Origin of the sequence: Pedobacter albus (assembly GCF_036324255.1) — a bacterium.
GTDB lineage: Bacteria > Bacteroidota > Bacteroidia > Sphingobacteriales > Sphingobacteriaceae > Pedobacter > Pedobacter albus.
This window is the reverse complement of record NZ_JAZDQT010000001.1, coordinates 1,407,750-1,430,078: the sequence shown is the minus strand read 5'-3', so window position 1 is coordinate 1,430,078 and position 22,329 is coordinate 1,407,750. Positions and strand designations below refer to the sequence as shown.

At 45.8% G+C, this 22,329-nt stretch carries 17 protein-coding genes; all 17 read left to right on the top strand.

Features of this window, described 5'->3' with window-relative positions:
* Nucleotides 1-10 precede the first annotated feature (10 nt).
* The 17 genes from VRU48_RS06045 (at nucleotide 11) to VRU48_RS05965 (ending at nucleotide 21,972) form a co-directional block, all read left to right on the top strand.
* Nucleotides 11-1,666 (top strand): hypothetical protein, encoded by a 1,656-nt coding sequence (locus VRU48_RS06045; RefSeq protein WP_330107024.1) that lies wholly within the window; start codon nucleotides 11-13, stop codon nucleotides 1,664-1,666.
* A gap of 79 nt (nucleotides 1,667-1,745) precedes the next feature.
* A complete protein-coding gene (locus VRU48_RS06040) occupies nucleotides 1,746-2,462 on the top strand; it encodes a rhamnogalacturonan acetylesterase (RefSeq protein ID WP_330107023.1) in 717 nt (238 codons plus the stop codon).
* Between the two features lies 1 nt (nucleotide 2,463).
* On the top strand, nucleotides 2,464-3,240 hold the full coding sequence (locus VRU48_RS06035; RefSeq protein WP_330107022.1) for a rhamnogalacturonan acetylesterase: 777 nt from the start codon (nucleotides 2,464-2,466) through the stop codon (nucleotides 3,238-3,240).
* Nucleotide 3,241: 1 nt separating this feature from the next.
* A complete protein-coding gene (locus tag VRU48_RS06030) occupies nucleotides 3,242-4,192 on the top strand; it encodes a pectinesterase family protein (RefSeq protein WP_330107021.1) in 951 nt (316 codons plus the stop codon).
* 88 nt (nucleotides 4,193-4,280) lie between these two features.
* On the top strand, nucleotides 4,281-5,228 hold the full coding sequence (locus VRU48_RS06025; RefSeq protein ID WP_330107020.1) for a pectinesterase family protein: 948 nt from the start codon (nucleotides 4,281-4,283) through the stop codon (nucleotides 5,226-5,228).
* A 7-nt stretch (nucleotides 5,229-5,235) separates the two neighbouring features.
* Nucleotides 5,236-6,852 (top strand): glycoside hydrolase family 43 protein, encoded by a 1,617-nt coding sequence (locus tag VRU48_RS06020; RefSeq protein ID WP_330107019.1) that lies wholly within the window; start codon nucleotides 5,236-5,238, stop codon nucleotides 6,850-6,852.
* Between the two features lie 171 nt (nucleotides 6,853-7,023).
* On the top strand, nucleotides 7,024-8,694 hold the full coding sequence (locus VRU48_RS06015; RefSeq protein ID WP_330107018.1) for a glycoside hydrolase family 28 protein: 1,671 nt from the start codon (nucleotides 7,024-7,026) through the stop codon (nucleotides 8,692-8,694).
* 1 nt (nucleotide 8,695) lies between these two features.
* Nucleotides 8,696-10,639, top strand: coding sequence for a glycoside hydrolase family 88 protein (locus VRU48_RS06010; protein ID WP_330107017.1), 1,944 nt, complete (start codon nucleotides 8,696-8,698; stop codon nucleotides 10,637-10,639).
* Nucleotides 10,639-11,676 (top strand): pectate lyase, encoded by a 1,038-nt coding sequence (gene pelA / locus VRU48_RS06005; RefSeq protein ID WP_330107016.1) that lies wholly within the window; start codon nucleotides 10,639-10,641, stop codon nucleotides 11,674-11,676. Before VRU48_RS06010 ends, pelA begins: the two co-directional genes overlap by 1 nt.
* Before the next feature lie 87 nt (nucleotides 11,677-11,763).
* A complete protein-coding gene (locus VRU48_RS06000; protein WP_330107015.1) occupies nucleotides 11,764-13,752 on the top strand; it encodes an alpha/beta hydrolase family protein in 1,989 nt (662 codons plus the stop codon).
* 166 nt (nucleotides 13,753-13,918) lie between these two features.
* A complete protein-coding gene (locus VRU48_RS05995) occupies nucleotides 13,919-15,433 on the top strand; it encodes a tagaturonate reductase (protein ID WP_330107014.1) in 1,515 nt (504 codons plus the stop codon).
* A 2-nt stretch (nucleotides 15,434-15,435) separates the two neighbouring features.
* Nucleotides 15,436-17,079 (top strand): UxaA family hydrolase, encoded by a 1,644-nt coding sequence (locus VRU48_RS05990; protein WP_330107013.1) that lies wholly within the window; start codon nucleotides 15,436-15,438, stop codon nucleotides 17,077-17,079.
* 23 nt (nucleotides 17,080-17,102) lie between these two features.
* Nucleotides 17,103-17,933: a 5-dehydro-4-deoxy-D-glucuronate isomerase gene (gene kduI, locus VRU48_RS05985; protein ID WP_330107012.1), complete on the top strand. Its 831-nt coding sequence runs from the start codon at nucleotides 17,103-17,105 to the stop codon at nucleotides 17,931-17,933.
* Nucleotides 17,933-18,745 (top strand): SDR family oxidoreductase, encoded by an 813-nt coding sequence (locus VRU48_RS05980; protein WP_199138964.1) that lies wholly within the window; start codon nucleotides 17,933-17,935, stop codon nucleotides 18,743-18,745. The genes kduI and VRU48_RS05980 overlap by 1 nt, the downstream gene beginning before the upstream one ends.
* Nucleotides 18,746-18,885: 140 nt before the next feature.
* Nucleotides 18,886-20,286: a glucuronate isomerase gene (uxaC, locus tag VRU48_RS05975; RefSeq protein ID WP_330107011.1), complete on the top strand. Its 1,401-nt coding sequence runs from the start codon at nucleotides 18,886-18,888 to the stop codon at nucleotides 20,284-20,286.
* 1 nt (nucleotide 20,287) lies between these two features.
* Nucleotides 20,288-21,307, top strand: coding sequence for a sugar kinase (locus VRU48_RS05970; protein ID WP_330107010.1), 1,020 nt, complete (start codon nucleotides 20,288-20,290; stop codon nucleotides 21,305-21,307).
* A gap of 2 nt (nucleotides 21,308-21,309) precedes the next feature.
* Nucleotides 21,310-21,972 carry a beta/alpha barrel domain-containing protein gene (locus VRU48_RS05965; RefSeq protein WP_330107009.1) on the top strand — a complete coding sequence of 221 codons (663 nt, stop codon included), beginning with the start codon at nucleotides 21,310-21,312 and terminating at the stop codon, nucleotides 21,970-21,972.
* The last annotated feature ends 357 nt before the right edge of the window (nucleotides 21,973-22,329 follow it).

The window sequence follows — 22,329 nt, the reverse complement described above, 5'->3', positions numbered from 1 at the left end:
ATTAAATGCAATGAAGACTTTTATCCATAAAACCAGCACCAAACTGTTGCTGTTATTTGCAGCGGTTGTTTTGATGGCCTCTTGCAAAAAGAACGAAAACGACAATCTGGGGCCTCAACGCTTGTTCAAAGCCAGCGATGTTTCCATCAGTGCGGGCCAAACTTCGGCCAAACTCAAATGGGCTGTTCCCTTGTTTGCTGCCGGAAAACCTTTGACTTATACGGTCGATTTTTCTACCGACCAGACTTTTGCCACCATTGCCTACACCAAAGTGGTTGATACGGCAGGCATTACCGTAACCGACGATAACATTGCGGTTCGTATACCTTACTATGCCCGCATCAAGGCCAATGCCTATGGCGACCAGCCCGAATCGAAATATGTAGTCAGTTCTTCGTTTACCTTAACGGGCATCCAATTGTTCGAAAACCCGGTACGCGAAAGCGAAATACGAGAAACTTCGGTTACTTTGCGTTTTGCCGCTGATGCCACCCTAAGCAGCATCAAGGTAACTCCAGAGGGAGGCACAGCCGTTACCGTAGCTTTAACTTCAACAGACATCACGGCTAAGCTGAAGAACATAACCGGATTAACAGGCAATGTAAAATATACGGCCGAGCTTTTTGCAGGCACCAAAAGCAAAGGTATTTTGACCTTTACTACACTGCCGGTAACTACCTATAGCGTTAAACTTTCGCCAAGCGATGATTTGGCGGCGGCGATTACTTCGGCAGCCAATGGCGCCGTAATCGGATTGAATCCGGGTACGTATAATTTAACCACCTTGGCCACTTTTATTACGGGTAAAACCATTACCCTAAAATCGACTTCAGGTACCCCAAGCGATACCAAGATCAACTTTAAGGAATTCGATTTGGAAGGCACGGGAGCAGGTATCACCTTCTCCGGATTGGAATTGGATGGCACAACGGGCGTAGCGCTTTACTTCCTGAACTTTATTGGTTCGCAGGCCAACAACGCTTCGGCTGCTACCTTTACCAACGTAGTGGTTGATAATTGCATCGTACATGCCGCTACCACCGCATTCTTGCGTGCAGATAGGGCCAGTGCCGCCAGAGATTTCAAAATCACGGGCATTACGGTAAACAATTCTATCGTTTACGATATGGGCGCCAATGGTTCGTCAAACTACTACACTTTCCATCTTAACAAACTGGAATTTACTACGCTAACCATTTCAAAATCTACGTTCTACAACGCAGGCCCGGGTCTGGTTACCGCAAGTACAACTTATGCGGGCGCAACCATTCCGGTGGTTAACATCAGCTATTCTACATTTAACGGCTTTGGTGGCAACGCCAAATATGCCTTGTTGGATGCGAATGCCAACCCGATCAGTTTTAGCCTACAAAACAGCATTGTGGCCAATACGCCAAAATCTGGAACTGTAAATGCCGCCGCCATAAGGTCTAGCGGTACAGGTTCAACTTCGGTGTTTTCTTACAACAATACATTTGGTTTGTATAATGCCTTGACAGGGAATGTCGCTTTGACGTTCCCTGCAACGGTTACCCAAACCGGAAATATAGCAGTAGATTTAGGTTGGACTGCCGCCACCACAACTTTTACTTTGCCGGTAGGTTCGCCGGTAAGAACGGCAAGCAGCACCAGCATCGCCCTCGGCGACCCTAGATGGACTTATTAAAATAAACAGGGATGGAGCTTTTGGGCTCCATCTTTTTTGCTCAACTATCATGTACCTACAATCGTTCAAATCTCTTTTGTTGTTGACAGCCTTTTTTGGAGTTGCCACAATAACTGCTCAGAAAGCAAAGCCGGTGTTGTACATCATCGGCGATTCGACAGCGGCCAATAAACAGCCCAAGGCTTTTCCAGAAACCGGTTGGGGAATGGAAATCGGATCTTTTTTAACCGATGGAATTACAGTAGACAATCGCGCTGTAAACGGTCGCAGCACCAAATCGTTCATTAACGAAAACAAATGGCAAGCCGTTGCAGACAAGTTGCAACCAGGCGATTTTGTGCTCATCGAATTTGGACACAATGACGAAAAAACCGACAAGCCCGAAGTAGGCACTACCTTGGTCGAATACAAAGCCAATTTGATCAAATTTGTGCAAGAAACACAGGCTAAAAAGGCCAATCCAATACTGTTGACCCCCATTATGCGCCGCAGTTTTAAGAATGGTGTTTTTAAAGATACCCATTTGGGCTATCCCGATGTAGTGCGGAAACTGGCCGATTCATTGCATTTGCCCTTGATAGACATGCAGCGCAAAACCGAAAAATTGATTGTAGGCCTTGGCGACGAGGCTTCTAAAAAGCTTTTCAATTATGTAGAACCGGGTCATGTCAACTATCCCGATGGCAAAAAAGACGATACCCATTTAAGTCCAGAGGGCGCAAAGGCCGTAGCAGGTTTGGTGGCCGAAGGAATTAAAGAAACCCATACAGATTTGACAAAATACCTTAAAAAATAGCATGAAAATCGCCATTCAATTCACTTTGTCTATTTTGGTAGTGGCCCTTTTATCTTTGAGGCCAGCTAAAAAGCCGGTGCATATTTACCTCATCGGCGATTCGACGGTTGCCGATTATACCCTGGATTCGGGCTATATGGAAAAGAAATATCCCTTAAATGGCTGGGGGCAGGTGTTTCAGCCTTTTTTTAGGAAGGATAGTTTGGCAAAGATTAAAAATTTCATCAACGCAGATAGTGTTGTGGTGCTCGACAAAGCCCGCGGTGGCCGAAGCACCCGCACTTTTTTTGAAGAAGGCCGTTGGGCCGAAGTATTGAAGTCGTTGCAAAAAGGCGATGTTGTGATGATACAGTTTGGCCATAACGATGCAGCGGTTGATAAGCCCGAACGCTATGTAAATATTAGCGGCTACAAAGAGTACCTGCGTTTGTATGTAACCCAAACCCGCGAAAAAGGGGGCATACCAGTGCTTATTACACCGGTTAACAGAAATTACCCTTGGAAAGATGGCAAATTAAGTAATGTGCATGGCGAATATCCCAATGCGGTTAAAGCAGTGGCTCAAGAGCTCAACGTCAAATTGATCGACCTGACCCAATTGTCTATCGATGCTTTTACAGCCAAAGGACAGGCTTACGTAAGCTCGAAATATTTTATGAATTTTGACAAGGGACTTTATCCGGGCTATCCCGAAGGACAAAAAGACAACACGCATTTCCAACGTGAAGGTGCTGTTGCCGTTGCACAATTAGTGTTTAATGCAATGAAAAAACTATAAGATGAAGCAAGCACTGCTGTTATTTTTTTATTGCGCAATAACTGCAATCGCGCAAGCGCAAAAGTACGATTTTGTGGTGGCGCAAGATGGAAGCGGACAGTTCAAAACCGTACAGGAAGCCTTGAATGCCGTTCCCGATTTTAGAAAGGTTACGACAACCATCTTCATTAAAAACGGCGTTTACAAAGAGAAGCTGAACCTTTCGCATTCTAAACAGTTTGTCAAGCTAATTGGCGAAGACGTAGCCAGAACCATTTTAACCTTCGACGATTGGGCACAGCGCAAAAATGCCTTCGGCGAAGAAAAAGGCACCTCGGGTTCTTCGAGTTTTTACATCTATGGCCCCAATTTCACGGCCGAAAACATCACTTTTCAAAATTCAGCCGGACCGGTGGGCCAAGCGGTAGCCCTTTTTGTGGCAGGCGATAAGGCCAAATTTACCAATTGTCGCATGCTGGGCTTTCAAGATACCTTGTACACTTATGGCTATGGCAGCAGACAGTATTACTACAAATGCTATATCGAAGGTACGGTCGATTTTATTTTTGGGGCCTCAACCGCGGTTTTCGACGATTGCGAGATCTTCTGCAAAAAAGCAGGATACATTACGGCCTCTTCTTCGCCCGATACCGTTAAATATGGTTACGTGTTTATGAACTGTCGCATTGTTGGCGATGCACCCGAAAACTCCTATTTCTTGGGCCGTCCGTGGCGCCCTTATGCCAAAGCGGTATTTCTCAACTGCAATTTGGGCAAAATGATCAAAGCCGAAGGTTGGGACAATTGGGGCAAGGAAAGCAACCAGCAAACCGCTTACTATGCCGAATACAAAAGCACAGGGCCAGGCGCCAATCCCACAGGCAGGGTAAAATGGTCGCACCAGCTTGATGAAAAACAAGTTCAGGAATATACCTTAGCAAAAATACTGAACGGCTGGAACCCTCGGGAGTAGGTTATAAGTCCATAGTCGATAGTCCATGGTCGATAGTCAAACTGCCAATTGAGAACTGCCAACTGCAAATTGCCAACTGAAAACTGATATGAAATTACTAGCCACAACATTATTTTTCCTCGTTACGCTCTCGGTTAATGCCCCAAATTATCCCAAGTCTTTAACCGTGGCACAGGATGGCAGTGGCGATTACAAAACCATTCAGGAGGCGGTAAATGCCGTGCGCGATTTGTCGGAAGTGCAGGTGCCCATTTATATCAAAAACGGAACTTACCAAGAGAAACTGGTTATTCCCTCGCAAAAATCGAAGATTACGCTCATTGGTCAAGACAAAGCCAAAACCATCATCACTTTCGACGATTATTCGGGCAAAGGCAACATCAATACCTACACCTCGCATACGGTTCTGGTACAGGGCAACGATTTCAGGGCCGAAAACCTCACTTTTCAAAATTCGGCAGGCCCAGTGGGGCAGGCCGTAGCTTTGCATGTAGAAGCCGATCGGGTGGTCATCAAAAACTGTAACATCCTTGGCAATCAGGATACGCTGTTTCCCTCGGCCGATAGTAGCCGGCAATATTACGTAGACTGCTACATCGAAGGCACTACCGATTTTATCTTTGGCGCAGCAACCGTAGTTTTTGAACGTTGTCATATCCACAGCAAAAAGAATTCGTACATCACGGCAGCCTCAACTACGCAGGCACAGCCCTTTGGCTTTGTATTTATCGATTGTAAGCTTACCGCCGACCCGGCCTTTCAAAAGGTGTATTTAGGCCGTCCGTGGCGCCCTTATGCCAAAACGGTTTTCATCAACACCGAAATGGGCGCACATATTATGCCCGAAGGTTGGCATGTATGGAACAACAACGAAAATCATAAAACCACTTTTTATGCCGAATATGGCTCTTATGGGCCTGGTTTTGTTAAAGAAAGTCGGGTTAACTGGTCTAAGCAGCTGAGCAAAAGCGAAGCCAAACTATATACCCTAAAAAATATTTTTGCAGGTTCTAGCACTTGGAATCCATTGAAATAACAACCACATGAAATCATTCTTCCTTTTCTCCTTCCTCGCGCTTTCTCTTTCCGTTAATGCCCAAAAACAAGAACTTTCTAAGGTTTGGGTGGCCGATTTGGGTAATGGAACTTATAAAAATCCGGTGCTCGATGCCGATTACTCCGATCCGGATGCCATTCGGGTAGGGGACGATTTTTACATGGTTTCTTCCAGTTTCGATGCCGTTCCTGGTTTGCCCATTCTGCATTCTAAGGACTTGGTCAACTGGACCATCATTGGCCATGCGCTCAAAAGACAACCACCTTTCGAACATTTTGCCAAAACGCAACACGGCAACGGTGTTTGGGCACCCGCCATCCGTTACCACAACGGCGAATTTTACCTTTATTATCCAGACCCTGATTTTGGCATTTACCTCGTCAAGGCTAAAAATCCGGCTGGGCCATGGTCGGCGCCCATGATGGTCGAAGCAGGTAAGGGTTTGATCGATCCCTGTCCCCTGTGGGATGAAGACGGCAAAGCCTATCTCGTACACGCCTATGCCGGAAGTCGCGCGGGCATCAAAAGCATCATTGTGGTGAAGCAAATGAATGCGGCCGGTACGCAAACCATCGACGAAGGTAAATTGGTATACGATGGACACGAATTAGACCCCACCCTCGAAGGTCCCAAATTTTATAAACGCAAAGGCTATTATTACATTTTTGCACCGGCTGGAGGAGTGGCTACCGGCTGGCAATTGGTGTTGCGCTCTAAAAACATCTACGGCCCTTACGAGCGTAAGGTAGTGATGGATCAGGGCAAATCGTCCGTCAATGGGCCGCACCAAGGCGCCTGGGTGGATACGCCCAGTGGCGAAGATTGGTTCCTGCATTTTCAGGACAAGGAAGCCTATGGCAGGGTAGTGCACCTACAACCGATGAAGTGGGTGAACGATTGGCCGGTCATTGGCCATGATGCCGATGGCGATGGCAAAGGCGAGCCTGTTTTAACCTATAAAAAGCCCAATGTAGGCAAAAGCTATCCTAAAGTCACACCAGCAGCAAGCGACGAATTTAACAGCAACCCCTTGGGCTTGCAGTGGCAGTGGCAGGCCAACCCCTTGGCCACCTGGTCTTTTTTAAATCTGGCCAAAGGAAGTTTAAGGCTATACTCGGCCAAAATGCCCGATAGTGCCAAAAACTATTGGGAGGTACCTAACCTCTTGTTGCAAAAATTCCCGACCGAGCAATTTACGGCAACCACTAAACTGAGCTTCAGTCCAAATCCCAAACTCGAAAACGAAAAAACCGGATTGATCGTGATGGGCTTGAGCTATGCCAATATTGCCCTCAAACGTAAAAAAGACGGTATTTATTTAACTTATGCAACTTGTAAGAATGCCGAGAAAGGAAAGGCGGAAAACGAACAGCTCATCCAAAAGATAGAAGCCCCAAATGTGTACCTGCGGGTAAAGGTAAGCACAGGCGCCAAATGCCAGTTTAGCTATAGTTTAGATGGCAATAACTTTACGAATGTTGGCGAGGTCTTTCAGGCCGAGCCTGGCAAATGGATCGGAGCCAAGGTAGGGCTGTTCTGTGTGCGCGACCAGCAAACCAACGATTCGGGCTATGCCGATTTCGATTGGTTCAGAATAAATTAAGAAATGTCAAAACTCAATACACATTACGCCCTACCCAATACGCATTACCCAATACTAACCCCAACGGTAACGATTGCGCAGTTATTTTCACAGAATTTATTTTATTCCTCTTTAAAACTCAGTAGACTTGTTATGACAAAGCCTAAAACCAAAGTAAACCGTATGGCAAAAATGAAAAAAAGCACAGTTGCATTCTTGGCCTTTTTGGCCCTTGCACCTGGCTTGGCAAACGCACAGTCGAATGCCAAGACGGCTTACTCATTTGCCAACCTGCCTTCGGTAGCCAAAACCTCTTTCAAGGCCGATACCTTTAACATCGTAAAATTTGGAGCCAAAAGCGATGGCTTGACCCTCAATACCAAAAGCATTAACGAGGCCATTGTAGCTTGTAGTCAAAAAGGCGGCGGTGTGGTACTCATCCCGAAAGGAATGTGGCTTAGTGGGCCTATCGAGTTGAAAAGCAATGTAAACCTGCACCTGCAAAAAAATGCCATTCTGCAGTTTACCAGCGATTTTGACCAATACCCCTTGGTAGCCAGCAATTGGGAAGGCTTGCCTCAAATGCGTAATCAATCGCCAATTTGGGCCACCAACCAACAAAATATTGCCATTACCGGCTATGGAATCATCGATGGTGCCGGCGATGCCTGGCGTATGGTGAAAAAAGACAAGCTCACCGAAAGCCAATGGAAAAACCTGGTGGCCTCAGGTGGTTTGGTTAGCGACGATAAAAAAACTTGGTATCCATCGGAAAAGACCCTAAAAGGATCGAAACTTAAAAATCCGGGAGAAATTACACCCGATAAAACCCCAGAATTCTACCAGTCGATCAAAGATTTTTTAAGGCCAAACCTCTTGGTTTTAACTTCCTGCAAGAGAGTTCTGCTCGAGGGCGTTACTTTTCAGAATTCGCCGGCCTGGAACCTGCATCCTTTGATGTGCGAAGACCTGACCGTGAGAAACGTTTACGCCAAAAATCCTTGGTACGCCCAAAATGGCGATGGCATAGACATCGAATCGTGCAAAAACGTATTGATAGAAGGCAGTACCTTTGATGTAGGCGACGATGGCATCTGCATTAAATCTGGTCGCGATGCGGCGGGCAGAAAACGAGGCATGCCTACCGAGAACGTCATCATTCGCAACAGTACCGTTTATCATGCCCATGGGGGCTTTGTTATCGGCAGCGAAATGTCGGGCGGAGCCAAAAATATTTTTGTTTACGATTGTTCGTTTATAGGTACAGATATTGGCCTGCGCTTTAAAACAACCAGAGGCAGGGGAGGCGTGGTAGAAAAAATATTTGTCAAAAACATCAACATGAAAGACATTATCGGCGAAGCCATTTTGTTTGATATGTATTATGCCGCGGTAGATCCTGTTCCTTTAAGTGGCGAGAAAAGAGATGCCCCAAAAGTGCAGCTGTTGCCGGTTACCGAAGAAACGCCGGTGTTCAGGGACTTTCACATCAGCGATGTGGTATGCGACGGTGCGGCTAAAGCCATTTTTGTAAGGGGCCTGCCCGAATTGAGCATCAGCGATATCACTTTAGATAACCTGAACATCAAGGCCAAAGAAGGCATCGATTTGCAGGAAGCCAAAAACATCAGCCTAAATCGCGTAAATTTAGTGGTGGCCCAGGCCAATCCCTTAATCAATATACAAAACGGAAATAACATCAACCTTAAAAACATCAATTACAATTCTGCCCAGTTGCTTTTCCGCATCAGCGGCGATCGCAACAGTGCCATTGTAAGTTCGGGTTTAGACAGCGGTAAAGCACAGCAAAAATCCGAATTCGTGGCAGGCGCGACAGAAAAGTCATTGCAAATCAACAAGTAAAATGAAGAAACAGTCTTTTTTAAAGTATTTCGCATTAACCGCCTTCGCAGGTCTAACTTTTCAGGCCAATGCCCAAACCCAGCCTTTGTCGCAACAAATGGCGGCCACCGTCATGGAAATTTGGAAAGATTCACTGAACCTCGATCCCGCCAATCCTAAACCCGTAAAATGGGCGTACGATCAAGGCGTGATTTTAGAAGGCATTGACGGAATTTGGAAAAGGACTGCCGACAACGAATATTTCAAGTACATGCAAAAAAGCATGGATTTTTTTGTCACCAAAGATGGCAGCATTAATCGCTACAAGCAAGCTGATTACAACATCGATAATGTCAAAAATGGCCGGTCGTTGCTTACTTTGTACAAGGTAACCGGACAAAGCAAATACTTTAAGGCAGCCACTTTGCTGTGGGATCAGTTGCAGCAGCAGCCACGGACCAAAGAGGGCGGTTTTTGGCATAAAAAAATCTACCCCAACCAAATGTGGCTCGATGGCCTCTACATGGGCGAACCGTTTTATGCCGAATATGCGGCGTTAATAGGCAACCAAAAAGCCTTTGACGACATTGCCAACCAATTTATTTGGATGGAGAAAAACGCCCGAGATGCCAAAACCGGTTTGTTGTACCACGGCTGGGACGAATCGAAAACTGAACAGTGGGCCAATAAAACCACGGGCAAATCGCCCAACTTTTGGGGTAGGGCCATGGGTTGGTACGGCATGGCGCTGGTAGACGTATTGGATTATTTTCCGCAAGACAACCCTAAACGCAAAGAGCTGTTGGCTGTTTTGGCCCGTTATGCAGTGGCAGTACAAAAAACGCAAGATCCCAAATCGGGTTTGTGGTACGATATTTTAGACCAGCCACAAGGCAAAGGCAATTACCACGAAGCTTCGGCATCGAGCATGTTTGTTTATATCTTGGCCAAAGCCGTACGCAGTGGCTATCTGCCTGCCAGCTATTTTGCCATGGCCGATAAAGGCTACAAAGGCATCCAAAAAGAATTTGTAGAACAGGCTGGTGCCGGAAAAATCAACCTCAAAGGTACGGTAAGCGTATCGGGTTTGGGTGGCAAGCCTTACCGCGATGGCAGCTATGCTTACTACCTGAGCGAAAAAGTAATAACCAACGACCCGAAAGGCGTAGGTGCTTTCTTGTTGGCTGCAAATGAAATGGAAATGGCTGCTGCGCCAAAATTGGTGTCGGGCAAAACTGTATTGCTCGATTCGTATTTCAACAGCGAAACCCGTACCGACCAAAGCAACAACGTGGTTTCGTGGCATTACAAATGGGATGAGCAATCGAACGGCGGTTTTTCGTTCTGGGCAACCCAATTTAACCTGGCTGGTTTCAAAACCAAGACACTGTATCAGACGCCAACTGCGGCCAATTTAAAAGAAGCTTCAGTTTACATCATCGTAGATCCTGATTTTGAGAAAGAAAACCCTAAGCCTAACTTTATCGACGCGGTTGCAATCAGCAATATTACCGAATGGGTAAAAGCCGGTGGCGTATTGGTACTGATGGGCAACGATGCACCCAATGTAGAATTGACCCATTTTAACGAATTGGCAGGCAAATTTGGTGTGCATTTCAATGGCGATACCAAAGGCACGGTTCCGGTAGCTTCCAATTTCGAAACGGGAAAAGTTACCGTTCCGGCTGGCAATGAAATCTTTAAAAAATCGAGCAACCTCTTTATCAAGGAATACAGTAGCCTAAAACTAAGCACACCTGCACAATCTATCTTAAAAGACAAAGACGGCGACGATGTAATGTCGGTAACCAAATATGGTAAAGGCGTGGTTTATGTTATTGGCGATCCTTGGTTGTACAACGAATATGTAGATGGCAGAAAATTGCCGGCAAGCTATGAGAATTTAAAAGCGGGAGCCGAATTGGTCAACTGGTTGGCCAAACAGGTGAATGCAATCAAAAAATAATGAAAACACTGAACCAAATATTTTTTACGCTGGTTTGCCTAAGCCTGTCGGCTTGTGCAGTGGCACAAAACACCAATGTAGCACCTGCACAAACTGATGCTACGGCCGAAAAAATGCTCGTTTATCAATTGAGCAATGGCGGCTGGCCAAAGCAACTGGAAGATAAGAGCGTGGTAAAATACGAAACGCCGATAGATGAGGCTTTGATGGCCAAAATCAAAGCCACAACTTACCTGCACGCCACAATCGATAACAAGGCAACCAGCAGGGAAATCAATTATTTGGTAAAAGCATATCAGTCAACGCGTAACCAGGCTTACCTAAAGGCGGTTGAAAAGGGGTTGGATTACCTTTTAAAAGCACAATATGCCAATGGGGGATGGCCTCAATATTACCCGGACAAAAGCCTTTATCGTGCAGAAATCACTTATAATGATGATGCCATGGTCAATGTGCTGAACATTATGTTGAACATAGCCACGCAAAGTGATGATTTTGATGTAGTTGATAAAGCTTATGTAGCCAAGGCAACGGAGGCCGTGAAAAAAGGAGTGGATTGCATTTTAAAAACCCAAGTACTGCAAAAGGGAAAACCAGGTATTTGGGCCGCGCAGTACGATCAGAACAGTTTAAAGCCAGCCAAGGCCAGAAACTTCGAACCGGCTTCGCTCAGCACTTCCGAATCGGTGGGCATCATTCGCTTTTTGATGCGCTTAAAAAATCCTTCGCCAGCCGTAAAATCGGCTATTCAAAATGCGGTGAGTTGGTTCGAGGCTAATCAGATTAAAGGCTTTCGCTTTGATAAATTGCCAGATGGAAAGGACAAAGGCTTAATTGCCGATCAAAATTCAGTGATTTGGGCACGTTTCTACGATTTCGATACCAATCAGCCTATTTTCGGCGATCGCGACAACTCGATCAAAACCAATGTGGCCGATATCAGCTTCGAACGCAGAAACGGTTATGGCTGGTATGGCGCTTGGCCGGTTAACCTCCTAACCAAAGAGTATCCGAAATGGCAAAAGGCTAATCCTTAGTTTATTGGTTCATGAGTTCATTGGTTCATTAGTCTTTTGCCAACTGCCAACTAAAAACTGCCAACTGAAAACGATAGACCATCGGTAATGAAAACTTTAAATAGAGCTATATTATTTATTGGTTTACAGTTTATTGTGTATTCATGCTATTCGCAAAAGCAGTTCAATGTACTCGATTGGAAAACCGATGTGAGCCTCCATACCTACTTGGTGCAGCAAATGGATTTGCAATACCAGGCCCGTCAATCTAAACTGAACAACGCCCTCCAAACTCAGGCGGGTACGCAGGCTTATATCCAATCGGTCAGAAACAAGTTCAGGCATTTGCTGGGGCAGTTGCCATCAAAGGCCAACCTGCAAGCCCAAATCAACGGAACCATTCAGCAAGACGGTTATCGGATCGAAAAAATCGTTTACCAAAGTTTCGAAAACCATCACGTAACCAGTAATCTTTATGTGCCCGATGGCAAAGGCAAATTTCCAGCGGTTTTGCTTTTTTGTGGACATGAAGATGCAGCTAAGGCCACAGAATCCTATCAAAAAACAGCTATCCTGCTCGCCAAAAACGGCTTTGTGGTATTCGTGGTCGATCCCATTTCGCAAAGCGAACGCGTTCAGTTGGTTGACGAACAAGGAAAGGCGCTTACCCGTGGTTCCACTACCGAACATACTTTGCTTAATCTTTCGAGCAACCTGTTGGGTAGCTCGGTGGCTGCCTACGAGCTTTTGGACAACTTTCGGGCAATGGATTATTTGTGCAGCAGGCCAGAGGTAGATGCGAACAAGATAGGCTGTGCCGGAAACAGTGGCGGAGGCATGCAAACCATTTATTTTGCTGCTTTTGACGAGCGAGTAAAAGTAATCGTACCTTGTAGCTATTTGGCCAGTAGGGCACACACTTTCGAAACTACGGGCGCGGCCGATGGCTGTGCACAAATCCCAAACGAAGGATTGCTAGGCCTAGAGATGGCCGATTACCTCATCGCTGCGGCACCAAAGCCCATACTGGTGCTGGCCGGTCGCTATGATTTTATCGATTATGGAGGCGTGTTGCAGTCTTTCACCGATCTCGAAAAAGTTTACCGGCGTTTGGGTGCCTCTGCAAAGCTTTCGCTCTTTACTTTCGACGATGGACATGGCATTTCCAAACCCAAGCGCGAACGGGCCGTACAATGGTTTCGCCAATGGTTTTATAACGATGCCAAACCAGTTAAAGAAGAAGATTGGCCAACTTTAAGCGAGCAGGAACTATGGGCAACAGCCAAAGGCAAGGTAAGCTTAAGCTATCCGAACGAAACCAATATCGTGGCACAAAACCTGAAAATATTCGAACAGCAACAGCAATCGAGAACAGCTTTTGCGCAGTTGCCCCTGGCCGAAAAAAAAGCAAAAATCAGCGATTTATTGGGGTTGAAATCAGTAACCGCAACGATCTCGTTAGAACAAAAAGGCAAGGTAAAAGCAGGTAGCTTGGAATTCGAAAAAATAATACTACGCCAAGCTAACCAATTGCCCATGCCCTTGTTGGTGCATTATCCAGTCCAAAAGGCCAAAAAAGTAGTGATTTGGCTAAGCGATCAAGGAAAAAACAAGCTCGCCGATAGCCTTGCGAACCTTCAAGCTAATGTTGAGGCTGATGTAGCCCTGATTTTGGCCGATGTACGTGGTATGGGCGAAACGACCGACAAAGCCGAACTCAACGACCCCAAATACTTTAACCGCGAATACCGCAACGCCCTGTTGGCCTTGCACATTGGCCAACCTCTAATTGGTCAGCGTACTACAGACGTACTCAACCTCATTGCCATGATTAAAAACGATGCCAACCTGAAAGACGCAAGCATCGAAATCAATGCCGTTGGCCAGCTGGTTCCAGTAGCTTTGCACGTGGCCATGCTGGTGCCTCAACTAACGAAGCTTAATCTTGATCAAGCCCCGCCGGCTTATGAACAGTTCTTACACGAACCTTTGGCTAAAGACCGCTATGGACTGGTTATCCCCAATGTATTAAGCTATTACGACCTGCCTCAGCTGGTGCAATGGATAGGCCCGGAAAAAGTGCAGGTTCATCTTTAAAACACGTGCCTTTTACGGCAAGGTTCTCGGGAACGATTGCGCAAATATTTGCGCCAAAAACCCGTTTTTCCTAGCAATAATTATGTAGAATTGCTTTAACCAAATGCCGTAAAGACCGATGGATTCTTTGTTGGCGAAACATAAAATTGAACAGCATACTCTAAAAATGATTTTATCTCGAGAAAATCTGAATGCCCTGTCGGCTTCGAAACTTACTTTGCCCGATGTGCAAATTTTTGAGCTCCCAGAAAAGGTGCTTCAATTTGGTACCGGCGTATTGTTGCGTGGCCTGCCAGATTATTTTATAGATAAAGCAAACCGTCAAGGTATATTTAACGGAAGAGTAGCCGTGGTTAAGTCAACTTCGGGTGCAACTACCGAATTCGACCAGCAGGATTCCTTGTACACGCTTTGTGTGCGTGGCGTGGAAAACGGTCAGCCCGTAACAGAAAATATCGTTTCTTCGGCCATCAGCAGGGTTATTTCGGCAACAGAAGATTGGCAGGCTGTTTTGGATATTGCGCAATCGGAAGCCTTAAAAATCATAGTTTCCAATACCACCGAAATAGGCATACAGCTGGTTAACGAAAGCATTGACCAGCATCCTCCGGTTTCTTTTCCGGCCAAGGTGTTAGCCGTTTTGTACGAACGATTTAAAGCCTTTGGCGGAGCTGAAGACAGCGGATTGATCATCATTGCCACCGAACTTATTCCCGATAATGGAGCCAAACTCAAACAAATCGTGCTCGAATTGGCTAATTTTAACACTTTGAGCGACGATTTTATCAATTGGTTGCACACCGAAAATACTTTTTGTAATTCGTTGGTCGATCGTATAGTGCCGGGCAAACCCGATGCCTCAACTTTGGCCAACTTACAGGCCGAGTTGGGCTACACCGATCATTTGCTGACCATGGCCGAGCCTTATCGCCTGTGGGCCATAGAAGGCGATGAAAAAGTGGCGAGAACTCTTGCATTTGCCCAGGTGGATGCTGGCTTGATCATAGCCAACGATATCGAAATCTATCGCGAGCTTAAAGTACGCCTGCTCAACGGTACCCATACGTTAAGCTCCGGCATCGCATTTTTGTCAGGTATCGATACCGTAAAGCATGGCATGGACAACGAATTGCTCAAAAGCTATATCGAAGAAGTCATGGCGAGCGAAATTAGCCCGGCCATTCCGTATGCCGTAAGCGAAGCACAGACTTCGGCCTTTGCCAACAGCGTAAAAGACCGTTTTGCCAATCCGGCTATCAAACATTTATGGCTTAATATTACCTTTCAGTATAGCATGAAGATGAAGATCCGCATCTTGCCGCTCTTGCTCAACTACTATCGGTTATTTAACAAAGTACCTGAATATATGGCCTTGGGTTTTGCGGCCTATTTGCGCTTTATGCAGGTTGATAAACAGGAAAACGGACAGTTTTATGGCTTGTTTAATCATGCTTCATACCTCATCACCGACGATAGCGCAGCCTATTTTGCCGAACAATCGAAAAAAGAAGCCCATACTTACGTAAAAGACGTATTGAACGATACCCATTTTTGGGGAACGGCATTGCATCACTTGCCAGGTTTTGTAGAAGCAGTAGGCCTCAAATATGAATTGATTGCCCAAGAAGGAATTGAGGTAGCCTTGGCCGAATTGACCCCATTGAAACTAAACTCATTTTAAGCATGAAACAGTTGGTTTTAAAAATCCACCCCAAAGATAATGTGCTCGTAGCTTTAAGCGATTTAAAAGCCGGTCAAACCGTAAACTACCAAGGCGAAGCTTACGAACTGCAAAATGATATTCCGGCTAAGCATAAGTTTTATACCCACGATATGGCCACCGGCGACGAGGTGCTGATGTACGGTACATTGGTAGGTAAAATCCAGTACCCCTTAAAAGCGGGTACACTGATGACTACCGATAACCTGAAACATGCCGCTGCGCCCTACGAATATCGCCCTTACCATTACCAATGGCAGGCACCCGATGTAAGCAAGTTTAAGGATCGTACCTTTATGGGCTACCACCGCACCGACGGCAAGGTAGGAACGGCCAATTACTGGCTGTTCATTCCAACGGTATTTTGCGAAAACCGTAACCTGGATGTAATTCGCGAGGCTTTGCACAACGAATTGGGCTATGCGGTAACCGCCAAATACAAAAGCTATGCCCATCACTTGGTGCAAGCTTATCAAAACGGACAAGACATTGCCTCATTGCAGGCACCATTAAGTTTCGAGGGTGCCCAGCATAATCGTTTGTTCAAAAATATTGATGGCATTAAATTTTTAAACCATCAAGGTGGCTGTGGAGGCATTAGACAAGATGCAGCCGTATTGAGCAAGTTGTTGGCCGCCTATGCTGATCATCCCAACGTGGCTGGCGTAACTGTGTTGAGCTTGGGTTGTCAAAACCTGCAGGTGCCCGATTTCCTAGCCGATTTGAAAGCCAGAAATCCAAATTTCGATAAACCATTGTACATTTTTGAGCAGCAGCAATCGCAAAGCGAAGAAAATATGATTGCCGAAGCCATTAAGCAAACTTTTGTAGGGCTGATTGAAGCCAACAAGATAGAACGCGCACCTGCGCCATTAAGCCAACTCAATGTAGGCGTTAAGTGTGGTGGCAGCGATGGCTTTAGCGGTATTTCGGCTAATCCAGCCGTAGGCTATTGCTCTGATTTGCTGGTAGCCTTGGGCGCTACCGTGTTATTGGCCGAGTTTCCAGAGTTATGCGGGGCCGAGCAGAATATGATCGACCGTACCAAAGACGAAGCGGCAGCCAAGAAATTTATCAGGCTGATGAGCGCCTATAGTCAGGCCGCAGAAAATGCAGGCTCGGGCTTTCACATGAACCCTTCGCCGGGCAATATCAAAGATGGCCTCATTACCGATGCCATCAAAAGCAACGGCGCAGCCAAAAAAGGCGGTACATCGCCAATTGAAGATGTGCTAGATTATACCGAGCCAGCTACAAAACCCGGCTTAAACTTGGTTTGCACCCCCGGAAACGATGTAGAAGCCACTACCGGCAAAGCTGCATCAGGGGCAACCCTCATTTTGTTTACCACCGGATTGGGTACGCCAACAGGCAATCCGGTTTGTCCGGTTATTAAAGTGGCTACCAACAATGCCCTTACTAAGCGCATGGGCGATATCATCGATATCAATACCGGTCCGGTTATAGAAGGCGAAAAGACCATCGAACAAATGGGCGAAGATATTTTAGCCTATTGCATCAAGGCGGCCAGTGGAGAAATAACTCCCAAAGCCGTTTTGCTGAACCAAGATGATTTTATACCTTGGAAAAGAGGGGTATCTTTATAACAGAATTTAATAAATATTTACTGATGAAAATTATACAAGCTGTACATTCAGACGATTTCAAAACCTATCAGACCGACAAGATCAGAGAACGTTTTTTGCTGGATGGATTAAAAGAAAGAGATAAGGCGAATTTTGTGTATTCGCATTACGATAGGATGGTTACCGGTTTAATTACGCCTGAAAAGCAGACCGTAGCCTTGGGCAATTATGATATTTTGCGCGCCGAGTTCTTTTTAGAAAGACGCGAAATGGGTATCATTAACGTTGGTGGCGAAGGAACCGTTACCGCCGATGGCCAAACCTACAACATGGCTAAGCTCGATGGTTTGTACCTGGGCAAAGGCGTAAAAGAAGTCAGCTTTGCCAGCAAAGACGCCAGTCATCCGGCTGTGTTTTACATTTTGTCGGCACCGGCACACGCAGCTTACCCAACTACTTATGTACAAAACAAAGAAGTGTTTTCGGCAAAACTAGGTGCGGTAGAAACGGCAAACGAGCGCACGATCATGCGCTATATTCACAAAGATGGCATCCAAAGCTGTCAATTGGTAATGGGGTTGACCATTCTTTCTACCGGAAGCATCTGGAATACCATTCCGCCACATACGCACGACCGCAGGATGGAAGTGTATTTCTATTTCGATGTTGACGACGACCACCGCGTTTTCCACTACATGGGCGAACCTCAGGAAACCCGTCACATTATCGTGGCTAACCACGAGGCCGTTTTATCGCCAACTTGGAGCATCCACGCAGGCAGCGGCACTAAAAACTACAGTTTTATTTGGGGCATGGCCGGAGAGAACCTCGACTATGCAGATATGGACACCATCGCAGTAAAAGACATTAAATAATGGAACAATCATTTTCTTTAAAAGATAAAGTAATCATCGTAACCGGAGGAACCGGTATTTTGGGCAATTCGTTTGTCAATGCTATTGTTGAAGCAGGCGGTACGGTAGGTATTTTGGGCCGAAACGAGGCCGTTGCCAACGAAAGAGCCGATGCCATCAATAAAAATGGCGGCAAAGCCATTGCTTTGATAGCCGATGCCATGGACGAAGCCCAACTGATTGCAGCCAGGGAAAAAGTATTGGCGGCTTTCGGAAAGATTGATGGTTTGGTTAACGCCGCTGGTGGCAATATGCCCGATGGTGTGCTGCAACCCGAAGAAAGCGTTTTCGAAATGAAAATGGATGGCATGAAAAAAGTGCTCGACCTTAACCTTTGGGGTACTTTAATCCCAACCCAGGTATTTGGTCAGGCCATTGCCGCTACAGGAAAAGGCAGTATCGTTAACATCTCGTCAATGAACTCTAAAAAAGCCGTAACCAAGGTGTTGGGCTATAACATGGGCAAAGCCGCTGTCGATTGCTACACCCAATGGTTTGCCGTTGAACTGGCCAATCGTTATGGCGACAAGATCAGGATGAATGCCTTGGCACCGGGTTTTTTCTTGACCGAGCAAAACCGTAACCTGTTAACCACGCCCGATGGCTATACCGCGCGTGGCGAATCGGTAATCAAACAAACACCGTTCAAACGCTTTGGCGATCCAGATGAGCTGAAAGGCGCATTGGTTTGGCTATTGAGCGATGCCTCGCAGTTTGTAACCGGAGCCATGATTTGCGTTGACGGAGGATTCTCGATTTTCAGTGGCGTTTAGCTAATTGACAGATGGTCCATGGTCGATAGACTATATGCCATGGACTATCGACTATATACCATGGACCCATCGACTGCTAACCCTCAACCATTAACCCCTGACCTCCGACTTTTGGACAATGGACTATAAATAATCCCAACGTGAAAAACTTTTTAGACGATAATTTCTTATTGCAAACCCAAACGGCACAAATGCTTTACCACGAGTTTGCAAAGCAGATGCCGATAATTGATTATCACAACCATTTAATGCCCGATCAGATCGCTGCCGATCAGAATTTTGAGAATATTACCCAGGTTTGGCTTTATGGCGATCACTATAAATGGCGTGCTATGCGTGCCAATGGTATCGACGAGTATTACATTACTGGCGGTGCTTCAGATTTCGAAAAATTTGAAAAATGGGCCGAAACCGTTCCTTATACTTTGAGAAACCCGTTGTACCACTGGACACACCTTGAGTTGCAACGTTATTTCGGCATCCACGAAACGCTATCGGCAGCCAATGCCAAAAAAATATACGACGCGTGTAATGCCAAATTGCAGACCAAGGAATACAGTGTGCAAGGCTTGTTGCGCATGATGAACGTGAAGACGCTCTGTACCACCGACGATCCGTTAGACACGTTGGAATATCACCAACAACTTAAAAACAGCAACTGCGATATCAAGGTATTGCCTGCATTTAGGCCAGATAAAGCCATGAATGCCGACGATCTTGTGGCCTTGAACGCTTATATCGACAAACTGGCCGACATCAGTGGAACAGCCATTGCCGACTACGAAGGCTATTTGACGGCCCTAAAAGCACGCCACGATTATTTTGCCAACAATGGCGCATCGGTTTCAGACCACGGCTTGGAGCAGATTTACGCCGAAGACTACACCGAAGCCGAAATAAAAGCCATTTTTGCCAAAATCAGAAGCAAGCAAAGCCTAAGCATGGAAGAGAACCTGAAGTTCAAATCGGCTATGTTGTTCAATTTTGCTTTATGGGATCACGAAAAAGGTTGGGTACAACAATATCATTTAGGAGCATTGCGCAATAACAATAACCGTTTGCTCACTTCTTTGGGGCCAGATACTGGCTTCGATTCGATAGGCGATTTTGTTCAGGGCAAACAATTGGCTAAATTTCTCAATAAATTGGATTCGGGCAATACTTTGGCCAAAACCATTTTGTATAACCTCAACCCAGCCGATAACGAATTGATGGCTACCATGATTGGAAATTACAATGATGGCACGGTGGCAGGCAAAGTGCAATGGGGCTCGGCCTGGTGGTTTTTAGACCAAAAAGATGGAATGATCAAACAGTTGAACGCTTTGTCTAACATGGGCTTGCTTAGTCGCTTTGTTGGGATGTTAACCGATTCGAGGAGCTTTTTGTCGTTTCCGCGCCACGAATATTTTAGGCGTATTCTATGCGATTTATTTGGTACAGATGTAGAAAATGGCGAATTGCCAAACGATAAAGCTTGGTTGGGAGAAGTAATTCAGGCCATCTGCTATAATAACGCCAAAACTTATTTTAATTTCTAATATGGGCAAGGTACTGAGCTTCGGAGAATTGTTGTTGCGCATCTGTCCAGATGGAGATGGCGAATGGCTAAAAGAAAACAAGTTGCCGTTTTATGTGGGCGGTGCCGAGCTTAACGTGGCTACGGCTTTGGCCTTGTGGCAGGTGCCGTCGGCTTATTTTACGGCCTTGCCAGCAAACTTCATGTCAGAACAACTGCTAGGCTATATGCAGGGTTGTAACATCGATACTTCGCGTATTTACGAGGGTGGCGATAGGATAGGACTGTATTACCTGCCCAAAGGCAAGGACCTTAAAAATGCAGGCGTAATTTACGATAGGGCCAATTCGGCCTTTGCCATGCTTCAAACCGGAACAATCAATTGGGACGAGGTGCTCGAAGGCATTAGCTGGTTTCATTTCAGTACCATTTGTCCGGCCCTGAGCCAAGCGGCTGCCGATGTTTGCCTCGAAGCCGTTAAGGCGGCCAGCGAACGGAACATCAAAATCTCTGTTGATTTGAATTACCGTGCCAAGCTTTGGCAATATGGCAAACAACCAGCCGAAGTGGTACCTCAACTGGCCCAATATGCCAATTTGATTATGGGCAATATCTGGGCGGCCCATAAAATGCTCAATATTAGTCTGCCAGCGGGAATAGAAGAGGCCGATCGGGAAACCCTATTGGCTCAGGCCCAAAAAACTTCTGAAGAAATTATACAGCAATATCCAACATGCCAATCGGTAGCCAATACCTTTCGCTTCGATTATGGCAAAGGCATCCAATATTATACCACTTTGTACACTGATCAGAAGTTGTACGTTTCAAAGGAATATAGGTCGGAACAGATATTAGACAAGGTGGGCAGTGGCGATTGCTACATGGCGGGATTGATTTACGGCTTCTACAACCGAAACGAGCCACAGCATATTGTCGATTTTGCCACGGCAGCGGCTTTTAACAAGCTGTTTATCCTCAGCGATTGCACCACGTCGAACGTAGCAACCATCGAACAAACATTAACCCAACATCAATTCCAGTAACCATGAAAAACAAAGAAACCGCTATACAGGCCATTAAAACGCAGGGATTGCTGCCGCTCTTTTATGATAAAGATGCCCAGTTAAGCCTCGACATTATCCGCACCCTTTACCGTGCAGGGGTAAGGGTTTTCGAATATACCAACAGGGGAGAAGCTGCACTGGAGAATTTCAAGTTCATTAAACAAGCGCTTCAAACCGAAATGCAGGATTTGTTTCTGGGTATCGGAACCATTAAAAACATAGCGGAAGCAAAAACTTTCTTAGCGCTTGATGCCGATTTTGTGGTTTGCCCTGTAGTTGATTTGGAAGTGGGTCGATTGGTTCACGAAGCCAACAAACTATGGATCCCAGGTTGCATGAGTCCGACCGAAATCAATTTAGCCCACCAAAACCAGGCGGGGATCATCAAGTTGTTTCCGGCCAATATTTTAGGGCCAAGCTACCTTTCTTCTATCAAAGAGCTGTTTCAAGGGCAATTGTTTGTACCAACAGGTGGGGTAGAAATTGAAGAAAGCAACATCGATAGCTGGTTTAAAGCTGGCGTTTGCGCCGTAGGCATGGGCAGCAAGCTGGTAAGCAAGCAAATTTTAGCAAATAAAGATTACGATACCTTGTTCTCGCTGACCACGAAAACTTTGGCCATCATTAATAAAGTAAAACCATAAACGCATGGCTACCGTAACGCGTGGCCACCGTTGGTGTTCTTCATGCTTTAGTTGGTGTTCTTCACCAACTATAAAGAAAATACCAATTGGCTTGTTGGTGAAAACACCAACAAGGGCATAAAGTAAAACCATAAACGCATGGCTACCGTAACACATAGTCACCGTTGGTGTTCTTCATGCTTTAGTTGGTGTTCTTCACCAACTATAAAGAAAATACCAATTGGCTTGTTGGTGAAAACACCAACAAGGGCATAAGGTAAAACCATAAATGTATAGCCTTCGTTGGTCAAGAACACCAACGAATTGACATAAGAACTAAACTTTAAACGAATAACAACACCATCAACCAACATAAAC

Excerpts from the sequence above, each read along its gene's own strand:
- VRU48_RS06045 (WP_330107024.1), top strand. The coding sequence starts at position 11 with ATGAAGACTTTTATCCATAAAACCAGCACCAAACTGTTGCTGTTATTT.
- VRU48_RS06035 (WP_330107022.1), top strand. The coding sequence starts at position 2,464 with ATGAAAATCGCCATTCAATTCACTTTGTCTATTTTGGTAGTGGCCCTT.
- VRU48_RS06030 (WP_330107021.1), top strand. The coding sequence starts at position 3,242 with ATGAAGCAAGCACTGCTGTTATTTTTTTATTGCGCAATAACTGCAATC.
- VRU48_RS06025 (WP_330107020.1), top strand. The coding sequence starts at position 4,281 with ATGAAATTACTAGCCACAACATTATTTTTCCTCGTTACGCTCTCGGTT.
- VRU48_RS06020 (WP_330107019.1), top strand. The coding sequence starts at position 5,236 with ATGAAATCATTCTTCCTTTTCTCCTTCCTCGCGCTTTCTCTTTCCGTT.
- VRU48_RS06015 (WP_330107018.1), top strand. The coding sequence starts at position 7,024 with ATGAAAAAAAGCACAGTTGCATTCTTGGCCTTTTTGGCCCTTGCACCT.
- VRU48_RS06010 (WP_330107017.1), top strand. The coding sequence starts at position 8,696 with ATGAAGAAACAGTCTTTTTTAAAGTATTTCGCATTAACCGCCTTCGCA.
- pelA (WP_330107016.1), top strand. The coding sequence starts at position 10,639 with ATGAAAACACTGAACCAAATATTTTTTACGCTGGTTTGCCTAAGCCTG.
- VRU48_RS06000 (WP_330107015.1), top strand. The coding sequence starts at position 11,764 with ATGAAAACTTTAAATAGAGCTATATTATTTATTGGTTTACAGTTTATT.
- VRU48_RS05995 (WP_330107014.1), top strand. The coding sequence starts at position 13,919 with ATGATTTTATCTCGAGAAAATCTGAATGCCCTGTCGGCTTCGAAACTT.
- VRU48_RS05990 (WP_330107013.1), top strand. The coding sequence starts at position 15,436 with ATGAAACAGTTGGTTTTAAAAATCCACCCCAAAGATAATGTGCTCGTA.
- kduI (WP_330107012.1), top strand. The coding sequence starts at position 17,103 with ATGAAAATTATACAAGCTGTACATTCAGACGATTTCAAAACCTATCAG.
- VRU48_RS05980 (WP_199138964.1), top strand. The coding sequence starts at position 17,933 with ATGGAACAATCATTTTCTTTAAAAGATAAAGTAATCATCGTAACCGGA.
- VRU48_RS05970 (WP_330107010.1), top strand. The coding sequence starts at position 20,288 with ATGGGCAAGGTACTGAGCTTCGGAGAATTGTTGTTGCGCATCTGTCCA.
- VRU48_RS05965 (WP_330107009.1), top strand. The coding sequence starts at position 21,310 with ATGAAAAACAAAGAAACCGCTATACAGGCCATTAAAACGCAGGGATTG.